The 18,694-nt window shown below is 65.5% G+C and carries 12 protein-coding genes and 2 pseudogenes; 10 read left to right on the top strand and 4 right to left on the bottom strand.

Going from position 1 to position 18,694, the window contains the following annotated elements; all coding sequences use genetic code 11:
- Positions 1-124: 124 nt before the first annotated feature.
- The 4 genes from ACETMP_RS09965 to ACETMP_RS09950 form a co-directional block, all read right to left on the bottom strand.
- Complete coding sequence (locus tag ACETMP_RS09965; protein WP_375160797.1) at positions 125-1,621, bottom strand: MFS transporter; 1,497 nt, start codon at positions 1,619-1,621, stop codon at positions 125-127.
- Between the two features lie 103 nt (positions 1,622-1,724).
- Positions 1,725-3,869 (bottom strand): ParB/RepB/Spo0J family partition protein, encoded by a 2,145-nt coding sequence (locus ACETMP_RS09960; RefSeq protein WP_375160796.1) that lies wholly within the window; start codon positions 3,867-3,869, stop codon positions 1,725-1,727.
- Positions 3,870-4,038: 169 nt separating this feature from the next.
- Positions 4,039-4,410 (bottom strand): DUF2958 domain-containing protein, encoded by a 372-nt coding sequence (locus tag ACETMP_RS09955; RefSeq protein ID WP_375160795.1) that lies wholly within the window; start codon positions 4,408-4,410, stop codon positions 4,039-4,041.
- Positions 4,407-5,360, bottom strand: coding sequence for an ArdC family protein (locus ACETMP_RS09950; protein WP_375160794.1), 954 nt, complete (start codon positions 5,358-5,360; stop codon positions 4,407-4,409). The genes ACETMP_RS09955 and ACETMP_RS09950 overlap by 4 nt, the downstream gene beginning before the upstream one ends.
- A gap of 324 nt (positions 5,361-5,684) precedes the next feature.
- Between ACETMP_RS09950 and ACETMP_RS09945 the strand changes: the two genes are divergently transcribed.
- The 10 genes and pseudogenes from ACETMP_RS09945 (at position 5,685) to ACETMP_RS09900 (ending at position 18,692) form a co-directional block, all read left to right on the top strand.
- Entirely contained in the window at positions 5,685-6,551 is an 867-nt protein-coding gene (locus ACETMP_RS09945) for a type IV toxin-antitoxin system AbiEi family antitoxin (protein WP_375161877.1), read from the top strand.
- Positions 6,551-7,579 (top strand): nucleotidyl transferase AbiEii/AbiGii toxin family protein, encoded by a 1,029-nt coding sequence (locus ACETMP_RS09940; protein ID WP_375160793.1) that lies wholly within the window; start codon positions 6,551-6,553, stop codon positions 7,577-7,579. The genes ACETMP_RS09945 and ACETMP_RS09940 overlap by 1 nt, the downstream gene beginning before the upstream one ends.
- On the top strand, positions 7,576-9,948 hold the full coding sequence (gene hsdR, locus ACETMP_RS09935; RefSeq protein WP_375160792.1) for an EcoAI/FtnUII family type I restriction enzme subunit R: 2,373 nt from the start codon (positions 7,576-7,578) through the stop codon (positions 9,946-9,948). The genes ACETMP_RS09940 and hsdR overlap by 4 nt, the downstream gene beginning before the upstream one ends.
- 13 nt (positions 9,949-9,961) lie before the next feature.
- Positions 9,962-11,518 carry an N-6 DNA methylase gene (locus tag ACETMP_RS09930; protein ID WP_375160791.1) on the top strand — a complete coding sequence of 519 codons (1,557 nt, stop codon included), beginning with the start codon at positions 9,962-9,964 and terminating at the stop codon, positions 11,516-11,518.
- 3 nt (positions 11,519-11,521) lie between these two features.
- On the top strand, positions 11,522-12,643 hold the full coding sequence (locus tag ACETMP_RS09925; RefSeq protein ID WP_375160790.1) for a hypothetical protein: 1,122 nt from the start codon (positions 11,522-11,524) through the stop codon (positions 12,641-12,643).
- A gap of 114 nt (positions 12,644-12,757) precedes the next feature.
- A pseudogene (locus ACETMP_RS09920) lies at positions 12,758-14,926 on the top strand (PD-(D/E)XK nuclease family protein); the annotation flags it as partial.
- A 37-nt stretch (positions 14,927-14,963) separates the two neighbouring features.
- A complete protein-coding gene (locus tag ACETMP_RS09915; RefSeq protein WP_375160789.1) occupies positions 14,964-15,803 on the top strand; it encodes a UvrD-helicase domain-containing protein in 840 nt (279 codons plus the stop codon).
- Positions 15,730-17,748 carry a UvrD-helicase domain-containing protein gene (locus tag ACETMP_RS09910; RefSeq protein WP_375161876.1) on the top strand — a complete coding sequence of 673 codons (2,019 nt, stop codon included), beginning with the start codon at positions 15,730-15,732 and terminating at the stop codon, positions 17,746-17,748. The genes ACETMP_RS09915 and ACETMP_RS09910 overlap by 74 nt, the downstream gene beginning before the upstream one ends.
- Positions 17,675-17,854 (top strand): annotated as a pseudogene (locus tag ACETMP_RS09905) (hypothetical protein); the annotation flags it as partial. The gene ACETMP_RS09910 and the pseudogene ACETMP_RS09905, both read left to right, overlap by 74 nt.
- Before the next feature lie 370 nt (positions 17,855-18,224).
- Positions 18,225-18,692 carry a PD-(D/E)XK nuclease family protein gene (locus ACETMP_RS09900; RefSeq protein WP_375160788.1) on the top strand — a complete coding sequence of 156 codons (468 nt, stop codon included), beginning with the start codon at positions 18,225-18,227 and terminating at the stop codon, positions 18,690-18,692.
- Positions 18,693-18,694 lie beyond the last annotated feature (2 nt).

Here is an 18,694-nt window from a genome sequence, read left to right as displayed (position 1 = left end):
CTCTCCTCTCATCACGCCGCCGCCCTCACGGCGCGCCACCACGCGATCTGCTCGTCGCGCGTCGCGTTGGCGAGCCACAGCAACAGATCGCCGTGGCACGGACGCGGCGCGCACTCGGCGGCGATCATCGCCAGCGGAGTTGTGGATTGAAGATGAGGAGGCTGATTACGGCCATGCTGCAGGCGCCGATGCCGCCGTAGAGCATGACCCACCCGAAGCCGCTGGCGAGCGCTTGGTGCACGACGGCGTCGGACAGATCAGGCATCGCCACGGCGTTGCCGGCGGCGATGCGCTCGGCGAGCGGACGCAGTTGGTCGTCGCTGAGGTTCGGCAGCGCGGCTTTCAGACTGGCCAGCACGCCGCCCGCCAGGATGAAGCCCATCACCGCGATATTGACGGAGAGCGAGACCATGCGGGCGCTCATGTCGATGCCGGAGGCCATGCCGGCGCGGTCGCTCGACACCGATCCTGTCGTCGTGTTGGTGACGGGGGTATTGGTGATGCCGAGCCCGATGCCGGCGAGCAGGCATCCCGGCAGCATCGTCAGCCAGTCCGGCTGCGATGCGGCGCTGCCGAACTTCATCAGGATGAAGCCGAGGCCGATCGTGAACAGTCCGGCCGGAATGACGATGCCAGGCTGGTAGCGCAGCGACAGCCGTTCCCCGATCGGCGGCATCACGAGGGTCGGCAAGGTATAGGCGAGAAGCGCGAGGCCCGCGGAGACGCTGTCATAGCCAAGCCCGGCCTGGAACCAGATCGGGAGATAAATCATGAAGGGCCAGTAGCTGAGGTTCATCGCCGACGAGCCGATGATCGCACCCGAGAAGGGACGGATGCGGAACACCGAGAAGTCGAACATCGGCCGGGCGCTGACCTTCTCGGCGATCAGGAAGGCGATGAAGCTCGCGACCGACACACCGAGGATGGCAAGGCCGGCCGGGCTGCCGAAGCCGAAGTCCGGTCCCTGGGTGATGTAGAAGGCGAGGCAGAAGACGGCGAGCGACAGCGTGAGGATGCCGGCGATGTCGAGGCGGCCGGCCTGCGGGTCCTTCGACTCGTGGACGCCGGTCAGGGTGAGCACGAAGGCCACGACCGCAAACAGCACGTGGATGAGGAACACCCACTCCCAGCTCGCGACCGCGACGATGCCGCCGCCAATGATCGGACCGAAGCCGAGACCGATGCCGAAGATGACGCCCCACCAGCCCCAGGCGATGGCGCGCTCGCGTCCTCCCTGGAACTCATGCGACAGCACGGCGATCTGACCGATCAGCATTGCGCCGCCGCTCATGCCCTGAAGGAAGCGGGCGACGATCAGCGTGGGGACGTTCTCGGCCACGCCGCAGATCAGCGAGGTGATGCCGAAGGCGGCGATGGAGATCAGGAAGATGCGCTTGCGGCCATAGCGGTCGGCCAATGTGCCCGTGGCCATGAGCACGGTCGTGACCGCGATCGTATAGGCGTTCATGACCCACTGGAGCTGCTTGAAGTCCGCGTGCAGCACCTGCTCCAGTGTCGGCAGGATCGCGGGGATGCTCGAGATCTCCAGCCCGAACATCAGGCACGAAAGACAGACCGCAACCAATACAACGTAACCGCGGCGGAAGAGCGTAGTAGTCATGGAAGGCTCCTGAAACGATGAAGCCCGGCGCGATGGCCGGGCCGGATTGATCTGCGTGGTGAAGGGAGTGCGGGACGGCGTGCCGCCGTCCCTCTGGTTCGATTCATTCGGCCGCGACTGGATGCGGCTGTTCGTCTTTGTCTACGTCAGCGACTTCATCGGTCTCGCTGGCGAGGAAAGCCGGCAACGCTTCATCGCCGTCGGCTCCGCTCGCGTCCGTGGTGCTCGCATCGGGATCGGCAAGACGCAGCGGTTCCGGCAGCCAGCCGGCGTCGGCGAGCAGGCGTTCGGCCTCCCTGGCCATTTCCGGCTTCTTGAGGTGGTCGATGAGCTGCGCCTTCTCCTCACCGAGCGCTTCGCGCACGGCTTCGATGATCCGGCTCTTCGTCACGCGGCCGAGATAGTTCGCCACGCTCGGCCGCCATCCGGCCTCCACCATGTCGAGGCCCGTGGCTCGGGCGAGCCGATCGGCATCGCGCATGCGCCGGTCGAGGCCATGCTGACTGACGCCGTTGCCGCCATACGGATTCGGGCGTTCGTAGAGCGCGTTGATCCCGTAGCTGACGCAGTGCGCGAGCAGCGCGAGGCGGCTCGCATCGTCGAGCGCTGCGATCCAATCCCAGAGCCGATCATCGTCATCGAGCGGCATGTCCGACTTCCAGGCGTCGGTGCGTGCCTGGATGGCCTTGGCTGAGGCGCTATCCTTCAGCTCGGTGGCCTGAACGGGGAAGTGGACCTCCCGGACCGAGGTCTCGACAGCGCAGCCGTGCGCCTTGCGCTTGAAGGCGTCGAGCACCAGCTTGTGCAGGAGCGCCGTCAGAGCGACCTGCGGGTGGTTGGCGACCGCGTCGCGCAGCGCCAGCGTGCGATGCGCGGTGAGCTCGACTACCAGCCGCTCGGGCAGCGGCTTGATGGCATCGTCCTCGTCGTCCTCTTCCGCGTTCGTGCTCTGGCCGCCGATCGTGATGACGGCGCGGTGGAAGGATGGCGTCTCAGCGTCATCGACTTCGCCAGATTCTCTGTCGCTCTCGGCGTCGCTGCCCTCGACGGGAACAGGCGCCTCGTCCTCGGGCCGCACATAGCCGCGATCAACCACGACGTCGCCGTTACGGTCGACGCTGACGAAGACGCCGGCGCGCGCGATGTCCGCGGGATCGTAGACGACGGGACGCTTCTCGAAGGCGTCGAGCGCCTCCTCGATCTCGCCCAGGCGCTGATCGATCTCGTCCGGCAGTTCGTCGGTGCCATCATATTCCGCCTCGAGTCGGTCGTACTCGGCGCGCAGCATCTCGCGTCCGGCCCGGTCTTCCTCGGTGAGATCGACGGAAGTGCCGGTGATCTGGCGCAGGCCTTGGTCATAGCCGTAGGGCAGGTCGAGATCGACCTTCACCCACTTCCAGCCTTCGCTCGCGATCTCCTCCGCGACCGTCCTCAGCTTATCGCTGACCAGGCGGTGAAGCAGCGCGGGGTCCGCGAGCCAGCCGCCGTCATCGTCCTCGAACAGGTCACGCAGAACGGCGCCGCCCGCCGCGACATAGGCGTCGAGACCGACAAAGCGCACGCGCTTGTCGGAAGCGGGAATCGTGGTCTCGGTTAGCATCTGCCGGATATGCCAGGGCTGCCGATTGTACGAATGCTGCACGGCTTCCCACACCTGCTTCTGACGCGCGTGATCCGGGTTGACCGTAAAGGCCATCAGCATGTCGAGTGTCATGCGCTCGTCGGCATAGGCATCGCGCAGCACGGGCGAGACCGCGTTGAGACGCAGCCGCTGCTTCACGACCTGGACGGTCGTGAGATAGGCCGCGGCGATCTCCTCCTCGGTCATGCCCTTGTCGAGCATGTCCTGGAACGCGCGGAACTGGTCGAGCGGGTGAAGGGCGGCACGCAACAGGTTCTCGGCGAGGGAGTCGTCCTCGGCGAGGATCTTCGTGTCGGACTTGCGCACGATGCAGGGGACGAGCCCGTCCTTCGGAAAGCGCTTGGCCTTGACCAGGCGCTCGATCGCACGATAGCGGCGGCCTCCAGCCGGTACCTCGAACATGCCGGTCTCGTTCCCATCCGCATCGAGGATGGCGCGCACGTTGAGGCCCTGCACGAGGTCCTCGCGCCGGTCGATGTCATGGGTCAACTCGTCGAGCTCAGCTTCCGGCCGGGTTCGCCGGACATTGGACTCCGAGAGCACGATCTTGTTGAAGGGGATGTCGCGCGAGCGCGAGAAGACGATCTTCCTGGCAGCCTTTGCCATATCGGGATACTCCGCGACGGGCGCCGAGAGCCTCTCTCGGCTTCTAACCCGTCACGAAGCGAAGCGCCGCCCTCTCACTCTGAGGACGGCGCCGCCTCCCGGCGTTCCGGGCGCAAAACCGGAGATGCGCAAACGCTCATCTCCCGCTCCGCGGATTTCACGATGGGCGTTACGCGCCATCGCCGCGAGCCCGAATGGCTTGGTAGAGGATGCGCTCGGCCGCCCGGATGCTTCCCGCCTGGCGGGCGGCTTCCGCCCAGACCGAGATCGGGAAATCGCCGGTGAAGAGAGTGTCGCGCTCAATTCCCATGCCGAACGGCAGGACGATCGAGATCAGTTCCTCGAGCGAGAAGCTGCCCAGCTCGGGATGGCCGAGATCGGCGAGGCCGAAGAGCGTATCGCCGTCCGCGTCCAGCTCGGTCGCGAGCCAGACGCCTTCGCCCAGCGGGTTGAAGAACTTGACGACGGGCACATAGTCGGCGCCACGTTCAAGCCCATTGGCGAGCAGACGCTCGCGCAGGTCGTCGGTCAGGAGGATCATGCCGCCCTCCTGTCGGTCGCCTGTTCGCTGGCCGTCTCGGTTTCGGGTAGGTACGCAAGCAGCCAGTCAGCCGCTTTGCTCGCCTGAGACGCGGCGCGAACGATGGCGCGATTGTCCTCGCGCAGCACCTCCAGCCACGAGCCGATGTAGTCGGCGTGGCGTACGGTCGGATTGATGCCGAGCGAGGCGCAGCAGAAGGCCGCGTTCATCTCGGCGACCAATTCTTCGAAGGCGTACTTCTTCGAGCCGAAGGAGCCCGACAAGTCGCGGCCGAGGCGGGACGCATGGCCGGTTGCATGGCCGAGCTCATGCAGGGCCGTGCGATGCCAGTTGATCGTCTCGAAATACGCCTGCGGCGGCGGCACCTGCACATAGTCGTGCGCCGGCACATAGAAGGCGCGATTGCCGCCGATGCGGAAGTCGATGCCCGTCACCTTGATCAGCGCGTCGACCTTGGGCTCGATCAGGTCAGGCTCAGGGGCGGGGGCGGCGACGACAAGGTCCTCGGGCAGACCTTCACATTGCGCCAGGTTGAAGACAGTGAAGCGTTTCAGGAACGGGATCGCCTGCGCTTCTTCGCCGGTCTCCTGCGCCCGCTTCTTCTCGTCGTCCGGAATGAAGCGGTCGGCATAGACGACTGTGGTGCCGTGTTCGCCCTTGCGGACATTGCCGCCAAGACTCAGTGCCTGGCGAAACGTCAGCCAGCCCTGGACGGGGAAGCCGTGCTCAATCACGGAGCCCCACAGGATCAGCACGTTGATGCCGGAATAGAAGCGGCCTGTGGCCGCGTTCTTCGGCATGGCGAGCGGCGCCTTCGCCGCCGCCGTCCCCCAAGGCTGGACCCAGGGCACGCGGCCGGCCTCCAGCTCGGCGATGATCTTGGTGGTGATTTCGTCGTAGAGGCTCGTCCGGTGGGAGCCGGAACGGGCGCGAGCGGTCTGTCTGGACATCGCGGGTCTCCGCGACAGGCGCCGGGAGCCTTTCTCCCAGCCTTCTACCCGTCACGGAAAACCCGTCCGCACTCTCACTCTCGGGGCGTTGCGGGGTGTCCCCGCAGAAGGGGTCGGCCGAGACCCGGGCTCGGCCGTAGGGAAGGCCTTCCCCTCAGACTTCCATATTGGGGGCGTATTCGAGGCCATGGCGTTCGATGACGCCTAGGGGCGCCTTGTTCTGGAAAATGCGTTGGAAGGGGTATTTTGTACCCTATGTGGCGCATTTTTCGCGACTAACAGGACGGTGCCGACTTCGTCAATGAGAAAGGGCTGTTGACAAATATGCGTCAGAATGGCTATTTACTGCCCACCTTGACGCAGAATCACAGACTCAATATGCAACCTCGCCAGCACAAAACGGCCAGCTTCCTGTCGGCTCATCCGGTCTTCACCCGGGCGGAGTTCGCGGCGGCTTTTGGCCATCCTGCGGGCGCGGCCAATGTTACGAGCCTGCTCCGGCATCATCTGCGGGCTGGCAATATCAAGCGCGTCAGTCGCGAGGTGTTTGCCGCGGTGCCCGCCCATCTGCCGGCGGAGCGGATGGTGATCGACCGCTTCGCCGCGGCGAGCAAGCTTCGTCCCGATGGCGTCTTGGGGTTTCACTCCGCGCTTGAGCTGCATGGCATAGCCTATTCCGAGTTCAACGAGGTTCAGCTCATCAGCGCCGGACGGACCGAACGCGTGGACCTGCCATTTGGCGCCTGCCGCTTCGTCACGCCACCGAAGGCTTTGGCGGCGTCCGGCCAAGCCGACTACCTGACCCTGACCATGGACCGGCAGGGGGTGGCGGTCCGTGTGACCGCCGTCGAACGAACGGTCGTCGATGTCCTGCACCGGCCGGAACTCGCGGGCGGCATCGAGGAAGTCCTGAAATCGCTGGATCTGGTGCGCTATCTCGATCCGGCGAAGGTCGCCGATTATGTCGAGCTGCTGGACAACCGGTCGCTCGCCTCCGTTTCCGGCTGGTGGCTCGAGAAGCGGCGCGCCGCGCTCGGCGTCACTGACGATGTGTTGGCGCGCCTGCGAACACGGCTTCCACGATCGAAACACTACGCGCTGGGCGCCGAACCCGGTCATGCCGTGCTTGTCGAGGCGTGGCGTGTGCTTCTGCCGCGGCAGGCTGTCGACGCTGCTTTTGAGGGCGTGTGATGGTCGCGTCGCGAGAAACGCTTCAGGATCTTGCGGCAGAGCGGCAGCTTCAACCCGCGACGCTCGAACGGGTGATCCGGCTGATCGATATTCTGGATGCGTTCGGCGCCGACACGCTGATCGGGCCGCGGATCGCCTTGAAGGGCGGCACGGCGCTCAACGTCTTCCACTCCGATCTGGACCGCCTTTCGGTCGATATCGACGTCAATTATGTCGGCGCGCTCGAGAAAGAGCAGATGGACGCCGACCGGCCGGGATTGGAAGACCGGATCGAGCGCTTGATGGAATCGAAAGGCTATGCCGCGCGGCGTGAGCCGTCCGAGCACGCCGGCGGCAAATGGATTTATCGCTATGCCTCCGCGCTGGGCGGCGCGGGGACCATCGAGATCGACATCAACTATCTCTATCGCGGCCCCCTCTACGGCGTGGATCGCATGCCATCGGTGGCGATCGGCTCGTACCAGGCCACGAATGTGCCGGTTCTCGATATCCATGAGATCATCGCCGGCAAGATGGTCGCGCTGGTCACGCGCCGCACCGCACGCGACCTGTTCGATGCGCACCGGATCATCGCCATGCCCTCGCTCGACTGGTCGAAGATCAAGGCGGCTACCTTGATGATCGGCGCGAGCGCCAAGAGCGTCGATTGGCGTTCGGCCTCGCCGGCTGCGATTGGATGCGAGGTCGGCGATATCACCGGTAAGCTGACCATGTGCCTGCACGATCGGTATTTCGATGCCTTTGGCGGTCCGGCGGCCTGGATCGAGAACGTCACGGCAGAATGCCGGGAGAAGCTCGCGCCGCTGTTTCAGTTGACGGCTTGCGAGACGGCATTTCTGGATGCCGTGCTGGACCGGGGTGAGATCGACGCGTCCGCTCTGGAGGTGCCGGAAAACGTGCGCGCCGCGATCGAAGCCAGTCCGGCCCTGCGATGGAAAGCACAGAACGTGAAGGCTTGGAAGTCTGGCGACAAATCGCTGGCGCCGCGTGCGAGGCGGGCAGGGCGGACGCGCGGAGAGAGCCGGTGAATACTGAAGCGGATACTTGTCGAAAATTCGTTGTTCCGCGTCTGCAAACGGTGGGTTGGGAAGGCGCGCCCCACGCTATTAATGAGCAGCGGACGTTCACCGATGGTCGGGTGATCTTCATCGGTGGCAAGGCGAAGCGCGGCCGGCAAAAGCGCGCCGACTACATCCTGCGCTACCGCGCCGATTACCCGATCGCGATCGTCGAGGCGAAGGCGGCGTACAAATCCGCCGCCGACGGTATGCAGCAAGCCAAGGATTACGCTGAAATTCTCGGACTGAAATTCGCCTACGCCACTAATGGCGCGGAGATTCTCGAATTCGACTTCCTCACCGGCTTGGAAACCGAGCGGACCGATTTCCCGACGCCCGCTGAGCTGTGGGATCGGCAACGGGCCGGTCTCGGTTTGACCGATGACGTAGCCGCCGAGCGCCTGCTCGCACCAGGATTTCCCGATCCCGGCAAGCCACTGCGCTACTATCAGGAGATCGCCGTCAACCGGGCGCTTCAGGAGGTTCTCACCGGCCAGCGTCGGGCGCTCCTCACGCTCTGCACCGGCGCCGGCAAAACGGCCGTGGCATTCCAGATCGCCTGGCGGCTGTGGACTGCCGGATGGAACAAGCGGGGAGACTTCCGCAAGCCCAAAATCCTGTTCCTCGCCGACCGCAACATTCTCGTCGACGACCCGATGGCCAAAACCTTTGCGCCCTTCGGCGATGCGCGGTTCAAGATCGAAAATGGCGAGGTCAGCCATGGCCGCGACATTTATTTCGCGATCTACCAGGCGATCGCCAGCGACGAGCGACGGCCGGGTCTGTATCGAGAATATGCGCCGGACTTCTTCGACCTCATCATCATCGATGAGTGCCACCGCGGGAGCGCGCGCGACGATAGCAGCTGGCGCGAAATTCTGGAGTATTTCGAGCCGGCCTATCAGCTCGGCATGACGGCGACGCCGCTGCGGGAAGATAACCGGGACACTTACGCCTATTTCGGCGCGCCGCTCTATACTTATTCTCTGGCGCAAGGCATCGCGGACGGATTCCTGGCTCCCTATCGTGTGCATCGTGTCGTCACGGACTATGATGCGGCGGGGTGGAGACCAACCAAGGGCGAGCTCGACCGCTTCGGACGCGAAATTCCCGATGACGAATATCACACAAAGGACTTCGAGCGTGTCGTCGCGCTACGTGCGCGCACCGAGGCGATCGCGCGCCACCTCACGCATTTCCTCGCTCAGACCGATCGCTTCGCAAAGACGATCGTGTTCTGCGTGGACCAGGAGCATGCAAGCGAGATGCGTCGTGCGCTCGCCAATCTCAACGCCGACCTCGTTGCGGATTATCCGGACTATGCCTGCCGCGTCACTGCCGACGAGGGCGATATCGGCAAGGGCAAACTCAGCCGTTTCCAGGACGTCGAGACGAAGGTTCCGGTGATCCTGACGACGTCGCAGCTGCTCACCACGGGTGTCGACGCGCCGACCTGCAAGAATGTCGTGCTGGCGCGCGTGGTCGGCTCGATGACGGAGTTCAAGCAGATCATCGGTCGAGGGACACGGCTGCGCGAAGATTACGGCAAATTGTTCTTCAACATCCTCGACTACACCGGCACCGCGACTGAAAAATTCGCCGATCCGGACTTCGACGGCGAGCCGACCGCAGAGACGATCACTGAGATCGACGCCGAGGGCGAGATCGTCACCACCCAAGAAGAAGAAAATCCAGCGCCGGAGGCGGCGGACGAGATCGAGACGGAAACCGAGGGTGGTCTTCCCGCCGACGAGGAGCCCGGAGAACCACGTAAACTCTACGTCGATGGCGGCGCGGTCGAAGTGGTGGCGCATCTGGTCTACGAACTCGATACGGACGGCAGACGACTGACCTGCAAAAAACTGACGGACTGGACCGGTGAGAAGGTCCGCACGCTCTACCCGACCGCGGCAAGCTTCCGCGCCGACTGGGTGCGAGCGGACAAGCGCCACGCGATCGTCGAGGCGCTCGCTGAACGGGGCATCGACCTGGAGAGCTTGGCCGAAGAGGCCGGGCGGCCGGAGGACGATCCTTTCGATCTGCTTTGCCATCTCGCCTGGAACGCGCCGCTCCGCACGCGACGTGAACGCGCCGAACGTCTCAAGCGCGATCGAACCGATTTCTTCGATCGGTATGGCGGCGATGCCCGGACCGTACTGGAGGCGCTGCTGGAAAAATACGCCGAGCACGGCGCCGCGCAGTTCGTCCTGCCGGGTATCTTGAAGGTGCCGCCGCTGGCCGGGTTCGGCAATCCGAGCGAAATCGCTCGCCGCTTCGGCGGGCCGGACAAGCTTCGCGAAGCTGTCAACGAAATGTCCGGCCTGTTGTACGCCGCTTAGGAAAGACCTGTGAATGCCACGTGAGAAGAAGATCAGCACGCCGAAAACAACGGCGCAGCGGCTCGACAGCCTCATCAAGTCGGCGCGCAACAAAATGCGCAAGGACCGGGAGCTGAAGACGGACCTCACACGGCTGCCTACGCTTACCTGGCTGATGTTCCTGAAATTTATCGACGACATGGAGCGCGTCCACGAGGATGAGGCGGTGCTCGCCGGCGAACCGTACCGGCTCCTGATCGATGCCCCTTACCGGTGGCGAGACTGGGCGGCCGATCCTGCGGGCATAACTGGGCCGGATTTGCTCTCGTTCATCAACGGCGAGCAATCCGTTCGCGCGGACGGCACGCAAGGCCCCGGCCTGTTCGCTTTCCTTCGAGGTCTGCGCGGCAATGGCGCTGGCCGCCAGCGGCGTGACGTTGTCTCCGCGGTGTTTCGCGACCTGCGGAACTACGCGACCAGCGGGTATGTGCTGCGGGATGTCATCAACCTGATCAACGGCATCCATTTCGACAGCACCGAGGACATACAGACCCTCGGTCGGATGTATGAGACTTTGTTGCGGGAGATGCGCGACGCCGCGGGTCAGAACGGAGAGTTCTATACGCCGCGTCCCGTCGTGCGTTTCATGGTCGAGGCGATCGATCCCAAGCTCGGCGAAGTCGTGCTCGATCCCGCCTGCGGCACGGGCGGGTTTCTGGCTGCTGCTTTCGACCATATGAAGCCGCAGGCCGGCACGGTTGAGAAACGCGAAATTCTTCAGCGCAAGACATTGCGTGGCGGCGAAGATTCCTCGCTTCCGTTCCTGCTCGCGCAGATGAACCTGCTGCTGCACGGGATCGAAGCGCCTGACATCGAATTCGGCAACGCCCTGCGGTTCAAGCTGACCGAGATCGGCGAGCGGGACCGGGTCGAAGTCATCCTGACTAATCCGCCGTTCGGCGGTGAAGAAGAAGCCGGCATCCTCACGAATTTTCCGGATGATCGCCGGACCGCCGAAACCGCGCTGCTCTTTCTACAGCTCATCATGCGACGGCTCAAACGAGGCGGACTCGGACGCGCCGGCGTCGTCGTGCCGCACGGCATCCTTTTCGGCGACGGCATTGCGGCGCGGATCAAAGCCGACCTGCTCGAGCAGTTCAATGTTCACACCGTCGTCCGGTTGCCCGACGGCACCTTCGCGCCATACACGGACATCCCGACCAACATCATCTTCTTCGATACGTCCGGCCCGACGCGCGACATCTGGTATTGGGAACAACCGCTTCCGGAAGGGCGGCGGAAATATTCCAAGACGCTGCCACTGCAATACGAGGAATTCGCCGACTGCCGGGCCTGGTGGTCTGACCGAAAGGAAGGACCGCGGGCCTGGAAGGTGTTCGGCCCCGATTTGATCAGGCGCGATGAACAAGGGCGCGCGGTTGCGGTTGATTTGGATCTGAGAAATCCGCATGCGAAGGCGGTCATCGATCACCGCTTACCGGCGGAGATCGTCGATAGCGCCATCTCCAAAGAGCAGCAGGTGCTGGCCGTCTTGAATGAGATCAAGGCGCTTGTGGCGGAGCGCGCCTAGGTCATGGCGAGCGTTCCGCTTGTCCCGTTGGGTGAGCTCCTCACCTACGCGCCGGATCCGCAGGATGTGGATCCTGATGGCGCGTATCCGATCGCGGGCATCTATGGCTTTGGTCGCGGGATGATTCAGCGCGCGCCGGTTGCTGGACGGGAGATGGCCGCCACGCAGCTGTTCCGCATCCGGGCGGGCCAGTTCATCTATAGCCGCCTGAAGTCGTTTGAAGGCGCTTATGCGATCGTCTCGCCAGAGGTCGACGGGTATTTCGTCTCGAACGAATTCCCAACCTTCGATCTGGATTGTGAACAACTCGAGCCCGGCTTCCTCGGCTGGTACTTCAAGCAGGACCGCGTCTGGCAGCAACTAGCCTCCGACGTGAAGGGAATCGGCGCGCGCCGAGAGCGGCTGCATCCCGCACGTCTTCTCGATCATGCCATTCCGCTTCCTCCGATCGCACAGCAACGTCGGATCATCGCGAAGCTCGACGGCGCGGCGTTGCAACTTAAGTCGATGCGTCGGGCCGCCGATTCCGCGCGCGCGGAACTCGCAGCAACATTGGAGGCGGCGTTTCGGAAGGTGATTGCAGGCGTTCCGCGCATCGCGATGAGAGACATTGCGCCGCTCGTGCGGCGACCGATCGCAGTAGATCCAGACGGAAGTTATCCGGAACTGGGCGTGCGGTCGTTCGGCAAAGGGGCATTCCGAAAGCCGTCCCTCTCGGGCATTGAGGTCGGAAACAAACGCCTTTTCGCGATTCACGAGGGCGATCTCCTCTTCAATATCGTCTTTGCCTGGGAGGGAGCGGTCGCGCTGGCGAGCGCTGCCGATCATGGCCGCGTAGGATCCCATAGGTTCCTGACCTGCGTTCCAGACCCTCGGCGCGCAACGTCCAAATTCCTGCTCTATTACTTTCTCACGCCGGAGGGGACGGAGCGTCTTGGCGCTGCCTCTCCGGGGGGGCGGGGCGCAACCGCACGCTCGGCATCAAAGCTTTGGAGTCGATCGCCGTGCCGGCGCCTTCCCTGGACGCGCAGCTCTGGTTCGACAAGCTTCAACAAACGGCCGACGCCGTTCAGGCGGGTCAGCTTGAGGTCGCGGCCGAACTTGATCACTTGGTCCCGGCGCTGATGCATCAGGCCTTCGAAATTCTCGCAACCCGCGGCGCCCCAATTTCATCGCGAGAGGACGAGCTCGACGATCTTCTCGGCAAGGGCGCCGCGCTGTTGTGACGGGAGAGGAACGATGGGAGCCATCGACCTGAGGGCACAGGCGCAATCGGACCTGTTCCGGACCGTTGTTGTCGACGGTCCGCTAGCCCTGCGCATGGCTCGGCTCGAAGCGGCGCGCGCGGGCGCGGTCGGACATCAGATTATGAGCCTTCCCCAGCTAGCGGCGCGTCTAGCGGGAGGATTTATGCGCCCCGCGCAACGAGAGGAGCTGGAGCCCGCGCTCGCCGAATCGCTCGCCCAAGGCGGGTTCGCGGAGCTGACGCCGCTTCAGAGTCTCCCGGGTACGGTGCGGGCCTTGGCGCGAACCTTCGAACGGCTGTGGTCGGCAGGGGTTGATCTGGGCTCAGCCGGGCCCGCGCCGCGGGTTTCGGACCTCGTTCTCATCGAGCGGAGGGTGAGAGACCGGCTCGGTCCCGGCGTCCTGACGCCGCCTGACCTGGCGGCCGCCGCTACCACGCGTGTCGGCCTCGCCACGAATCTGCTTGGACCCGTGGCCTTCCAGCACATCGTCTGGATCGCTCCGGTCTGGCGTGGCCTGGTTGCGGCTCTCGGTGAAGCGACGAGCGTGACAGGGCTATCCTTTGACGAACCGCGCCCTGCGCCGGCTATCGCGACCGCATGGATATGTGCCGATCCGCATGCCGAAGTGGTCGAGGCCTTGCGTTGGGCGCGCGAGCTAATCGCGACGGGAAGGGCTAGGCCCGAGGAGATCGCCATCGCCACGGCGGCGCCGGGCCCCTGGGACGAGTCTATGCAGACGCTGGTGGCGAGCGCCGACCTGCCCGTTCATTTCTCCCACGGAACACCGATTTTATCGACGGTCGATGGTCAGGCGTGCGCGGCGCTGGCCGAACTCCTGGGACAAGGGCTCTCGCAGGAGCGGGTGCGGCGCTGGCTGGCTCATAGCGCGGGGCGCTGCACCGCCTTGGCGGTGCTTCCCGAGCATCCGCTGGCGGGGGTCCGGGCCCAAGTCCATCTTAACGACCTGACCCAGTGGCGCCGGGCGCTTGAGCTGGCTGCGGCCCAGCGGACCGACGGCGCGCGGCCGGTGCTCTCGCTCCTCCCGGCCCTGGAGCTGGCAAGCCGAGGATGGGCGGCGGCTGAAGAGGCCGGACAAAAACTATTGCCGGCCTCCGCGGCGCGGGTTTGGAGCGCCGCCTTGCGCGCCGGCCCGGCCGAAGCGCTTGCCTTCTCGCTCACGGCGTTGCGGATTCCCAGCGACGCGGACCCGGGAAACAGCGTCGTCTGGGGCCCGGCCGCGCATCTGGCAGGCGCCCCGCGACGCTTCGTGCGCCTGATTGGCCTCACTGGAGGAGGTTGGCCCCGAGGCGTTTCCTCAGATCCGCTCCTGCCTGACCACATCCTCTCGCTGGACGACGATCGGGCGCCGACACGGCCACAGGCCGATCGGCGGTCATTCGCTTCGATCGTGCGCCACGCCGAGAATCTTTCCCTCTCCTATAGTCGGCGCAATGCGCGCGGAGGCCTGCAGACGCCAAGTCCGCTGTTGCCCTCGAACCTGACACCGGTTCGGTTGGCCCGTCAGCGCATTCCAGAGCACGCGTTCAGCGCTGCGGACCGGCTGGCCGCTCGGCCCGAGGAGGCGAGACAGAGCCCGCGTATCGCCCGCGCCACTGGATGCTGGAGAGCCCGCCGGTCGGCGCAAGCCGGCGCGCATGACGGCATCATTCAAGCTGACCATCCAGTGGTGATCCGCGCGTTGGAGCAGCCGCAATCGGCGACGTCCTTGCGGCGGCTGCTGCGCGACCCGCAGGGATTCGTCTGGCGCTATGCCCTCGGCTGGCGGGAGACCGTCTTCGCCGACCAGGCGTTCGACCTAGAGCCGCGAGCCTTCGGGGACCTGGTTCACTGGTTGCTTCAGCGGACTGTCAATGTGCTCGAGCAAGGACCCGGCTTCGGCCGGGCGTCCGGCGACGAGGTCGAGGCCGCCCTAGGCACGGCCCGGGACGCGGTTCTTGTCGAATGGCCCCTCGAACGGCCGGCGCCGCCGCCGCTGCTCTGGCGCTACACCCTCGACCAAGCTCGGACGGTGGCGTTGCGCGCCCTAAAGCTGGATCCGAGCTTCGAGGCGGGCACGCGCAGCTGGACAGAAGTGCGGTTCGGGGACCCCGAGGGCGCCGCGGCGGACCCGCGGGCTCCTTGGGATCCGCGCGCGATCGTTCCGGTTCCTGGTACGCCGCTCACGATCCGCGGCGCCATTGATCGCCTCGAAGCTCGACACCGGCGACCGGAGAGCCCGGGTCACCGATTACAAGACGGGAGCGGTCCCCAAGGCGCCCCAAGACCTGCGGCTCGGAGGCGGCGCCGAGCTGCAGCGTGTGTTGTACGCTGTCGCGGTGGCCCACCATCGGCCGGAGACCCAGATCCAGGCGCGACTGGTCTTCTTGGCGGAGGAGACGCCGCAGCCTTACACACTTCGGGGCGAAGATCTGGATCAAGCCCTTGCTGCCGCTGTCCAGCATCTCAACGCGGGCGTGGCCCTCGCCTCGAGCGGGGACCAGTTTGCCGGGTCCGACCGATCCTTGGGAGGATTGGAACGAGCTATGTATCGCCCTGCCGGCGATCGGCGAGCCTTTCATCAGGATCAAGGACGCGGCCTTCCGTCGTGCATTCGGCGACTTCGCCGCGGTGTGGCGGGCGCGATGACGGAGCCTCGCGATACCGCCGCCCGTATGCGCGCCTTGTCTGACTTCGGCTCGACTTTGTTGGTGGAGGCGGCCGCGGGCACCGGCAAGACGTCGCTGCTGGCCGGGCGGATCGCGCTGCTGCTGGCGAGCGGTGTGCCGCCGACGTCCATTGCCGCCATCACCTTCACGCGGCTCGCGGCCGACGAACTCGCGGGTCGGGTGCGCGAGACCATCGACGACCTCTTGGCAAAGAGAGTCCCGCGCCCGCTGCAGGCGGTTCTGCCTGAAGGACTCGACCACGACCAGCGTCGGGCGCTGGAAGCGGCCGCAGCGGGATCTGGACGGCCTGACGACCACGACTATCCACGGTTTCTGCCAGGAGATCCTGCGCCGCTACGCCGTCGAGGCTGATGTCGACCCCGGCGCGGATGTCTTGGACCGGGAAGGGGAAGAGCTGGCGTTCGGGCAAGTGTTCGAGGCTTGGCTCGGCCGGCGGCTTGGCGAGGGCGGGCAGGCGGAAGATCCGATCGCAATCCTGGCGCAGCGGGATCCGCGCAAGTCCACAAAAACCTTGCGGCAGATGGCCGATTTCCGTCGCAAACACCGTGACGCGACGGCGCCCGTGCTTGACCTGACCGGTCGGCCGGACCTAGTTTTCAGCAGCGCCGTGGACACGTTCAGACGGGCCGTAGCCGTTGCACCGCCCGATGATCGCAACACCGTCGTCCTGCAGAATCTCGAGGCGCTGGACCATCACTTCCGGGGCGGCTTCGCCGTCATCCCGGACTTTGCCCGTCTGTGGCGTCTGGCCCATCCGCCGCAGCTGAGCTGTATGGCCAAGGACTCCTTCGAACTCCAGCGCCCGCGACATCTTGGGACGCTAGGGCCAACGGCTGCAGCTGAGCATCTGCAGCTGGTGGCGGCCTATGAGGAGACCGACGCCGCCTATCGGCGGTTGATGGGCCGCATAGGCAGCGGTGTTTTCGCCGCGCTCTTCCCAGAGCTAGACGAGGTGCTGGCCGACTATGAGGCGTATAAGCGCCGGGCGGCGCTCCTGGATTTCGACGATCTTCTCATCCGCACCCGGCGCCTGCTGCGCGCCCATGAACCGGTCCGGCGGCATTTGGCGGCGTGTTATCGCTACCTGCTCGTGGATGAGTTCCAGGACACCGACCCGGGACAGTGCGATATCATCTTCCGGATCACGGCGGCCGAGGCTGCTGAGGATTGGACGGAGCTCGCGCCCCGCGCTGGGGCTCTCTTCTTGGTTGGCGATCCGAAGCAGGCGATCTTCCAGTTCCGCGGTGCTCATATTGCCAATTACGAGCTCGCCAAGGCGCTGATCGTGCGGACGTGGCCCGACAACGTTCTCCAGATAAGCGCCAATTTCCGCTCGCGCGAGGGCGTGCTGACATATGTCAACGGGACTTTTCGCGCAGCCCTCAACGCGGCGTCTCAGCCGGGTTATGTCGAGCTGGAAGCCACCCGCAGAGACGATCCTGGGCGGCCGAGCGCTGCTCGTCTGACGATCGGCGCGCCTCCTGCTTCCAAACGCGAGGTCCTGCAGATCGAGGAAGCCGACGCGGTCGCCGCTGTCTGCGCGAAGCTAGTGGGCGCGCGGCTCCTGCGCGATGCCGAGGGCTGCATTCGGCCGGTGGCGGCGCGCGATATCGCTTTGCTCGCGCCGACCAGCAACAGCCTCTGGCTGTTCGAACGTGCGCTGCGCCGCGTCGGACTTCCCATCGCCTCCCAAGCGGGGAAGGGACTCTATCGCCGCCAGGAAACCCAGGATGTCGTGGCGCTGGTGCGGGTGCTGGCCGACGCCAAGGACACGGCCGCCTTCGGCGCCTTGATGCGAGGCCCGCTGGTTGGCTTCACCGACCAGGCCCTGCTCGACATCACGGCGGCTCTGCCTGAGCGGGACGGGCGGCCAAGCGTCTTCAGCGTGGCCACCCCGCTCGACGACATCGCCGATCTGGAGGCGCGCGCGGTGGTGGCCGACCTCGTGGCGCTTCGCCGTCGCGCGCGGTTCACCAGTCCTGCCCAGCTCCTCGGTGAGGCGATCGAGCGGCTGGGCGTGCGCGTCGCGCTTTCCCTGCGCGACGATCCGCGTCGCGGCGGCGGCCACTGCGAATATCGACGTCATCCTGGAGCGTGCGGCCCGCTACGGGGTCCGCGGGCTCCGCCGGTTCGCCGCGGACCTGCACGCAGACTGGCGGGACAACCGCGAGGCGTCCGAGGGCTGGGGCGAAGTCGATGGCGATGCCATTTCTATCGTCACCATGCACAGCGCCAAGGGGCTCGAGTGGCCGGTCGTCATCCCCATCAACGGCGTGGTGCAGCTGCGCTCGCCTGAGCGGTTCGTCCGCCATCCGGATCGTGGTACGCTCCACTGGCTTGTCGGCGACATCGCCGCCCCGGAGCTCGCCGAGACGGTCCGGCAAGACACAGAAAGCCAGCAGCGCGAAAAGGTACGGCTCTGGTATGTGGCGTGCACGCGCGCCCGGGATTTTTTGATCTTGCCGCATCATCCAGACGCGAATGCGCGGTCGTGGGCGCGCGTGCTCGAGCTCGGCGCTGCGGGCCTGCCGGAGATCGATCTGGGCGCCTTCGCGGGAAGCCCATCGGTCCCGGACGAGCCGCCTGCTAACGGTCAGGACGCTGTGACTTTCGCGGCGGAGGCTGAACGCATCGCCGCGGCGAGTCCGCCCATCGCCTGGTTGCGGCCCAGCGACCATGATGCCGACCGCGCCCAGCGGGTCGAGGTGGTGTCGGACCCTCGACGACGAGGAAGAGGCATGGATCGCCCCTGGCGGGCGCCTGCGGGGCCTTGTGCTGCACAAGCTGATGGAGGAAATCCTCCAGGAGGGCTTGGCCGAAGAGGCCGGCGCGCTCGCCGAGCGTGCGCGGGAGCTGAGCGCGCAGCTTCTCGCTCCGGGCGAGGCCGACGAGAGCCTCGCGGATGTCGGCGAGCTCGCCCAGACCGTACTTCGCACGCTCGCCTTGCCCGATGTCGCGGCGTTGAGACCGCGGCTGCGCGCGGAGCTGCCGATCTACGCGCTGATAGGGCCTGTCAGCGAGGCCCAGCCGATGGCCGGCCGCGCTGACGCCGTGGTCCGCGCCGAGGACGGCGCGTTCGAAGCAGTCGTCGACTGGAAGAGCGATATCGCGCCGGGCCCACAGCAGCTGACCGATCATGTGGACCAACTTCGGCTCTATCTCGAGGCGACCGGCGCGCCGCGCGGCGCCCTTGTCTATATGAGCCTCGGGAGGGTTCGGTGGGTCGAACCCGCGAGGTGATG

It is taken from the genome of Bradyrhizobium dasycarpum, from assembly GCF_042019905.1.
In the GTDB taxonomy this organism is placed as follows: Bacteria; Pseudomonadota; Alphaproteobacteria; order Rhizobiales; family Xanthobacteraceae; genus Bradyrhizobium; species Bradyrhizobium japonicum_B.
This window is presented reverse-complemented; position numbering and strand designations above follow the sequence as displayed.

Excerpts from the sequence above, each read along its gene's own strand:
- ACETMP_RS09965 (WP_375160797.1), bottom strand. The coding sequence starts at position 1,621 with ATGACTACTACGCTCTTCCGCCGCGGTTACGTTGTATTGGTTGCGGTC.
- ACETMP_RS09960 (WP_375160796.1), bottom strand. The coding sequence starts at position 3,869 with ATGGCAAAGGCTGCCAGGAAGATCGTCTTCTCGCGCTCGCGCGACATC.
- ACETMP_RS09955 (WP_375160795.1), bottom strand. The coding sequence starts at position 4,410 with ATGATCCTCCTGACCGACGACCTGCGCGAGCGTCTGCTCGCCAATGGG.
- ACETMP_RS09950 (WP_375160794.1), bottom strand. The coding sequence starts at position 5,360 with ATGTCCAGACAGACCGCTCGCGCCCGTTCCGGCTCCCACCGGACGAGC.
- ACETMP_RS09945 (WP_375161877.1), top strand. The coding sequence starts at position 5,685 with ATGCGTCAGAATGGCTATTTACTGCCCACCTTGACGCAGAATCACAGA.
- ACETMP_RS09940 (WP_375160793.1), top strand. The coding sequence starts at position 6,551 with ATGGTCGCGTCGCGAGAAACGCTTCAGGATCTTGCGGCAGAGCGGCAG.
- ACETMP_RS09930 (WP_375160791.1), top strand. The coding sequence starts at position 9,962 with ATGCCACGTGAGAAGAAGATCAGCACGCCGAAAACAACGGCGCAGCGG.
- ACETMP_RS09925 (WP_375160790.1), top strand. The coding sequence starts at position 11,522 with ATGGCGAGCGTTCCGCTTGTCCCGTTGGGTGAGCTCCTCACCTACGCG.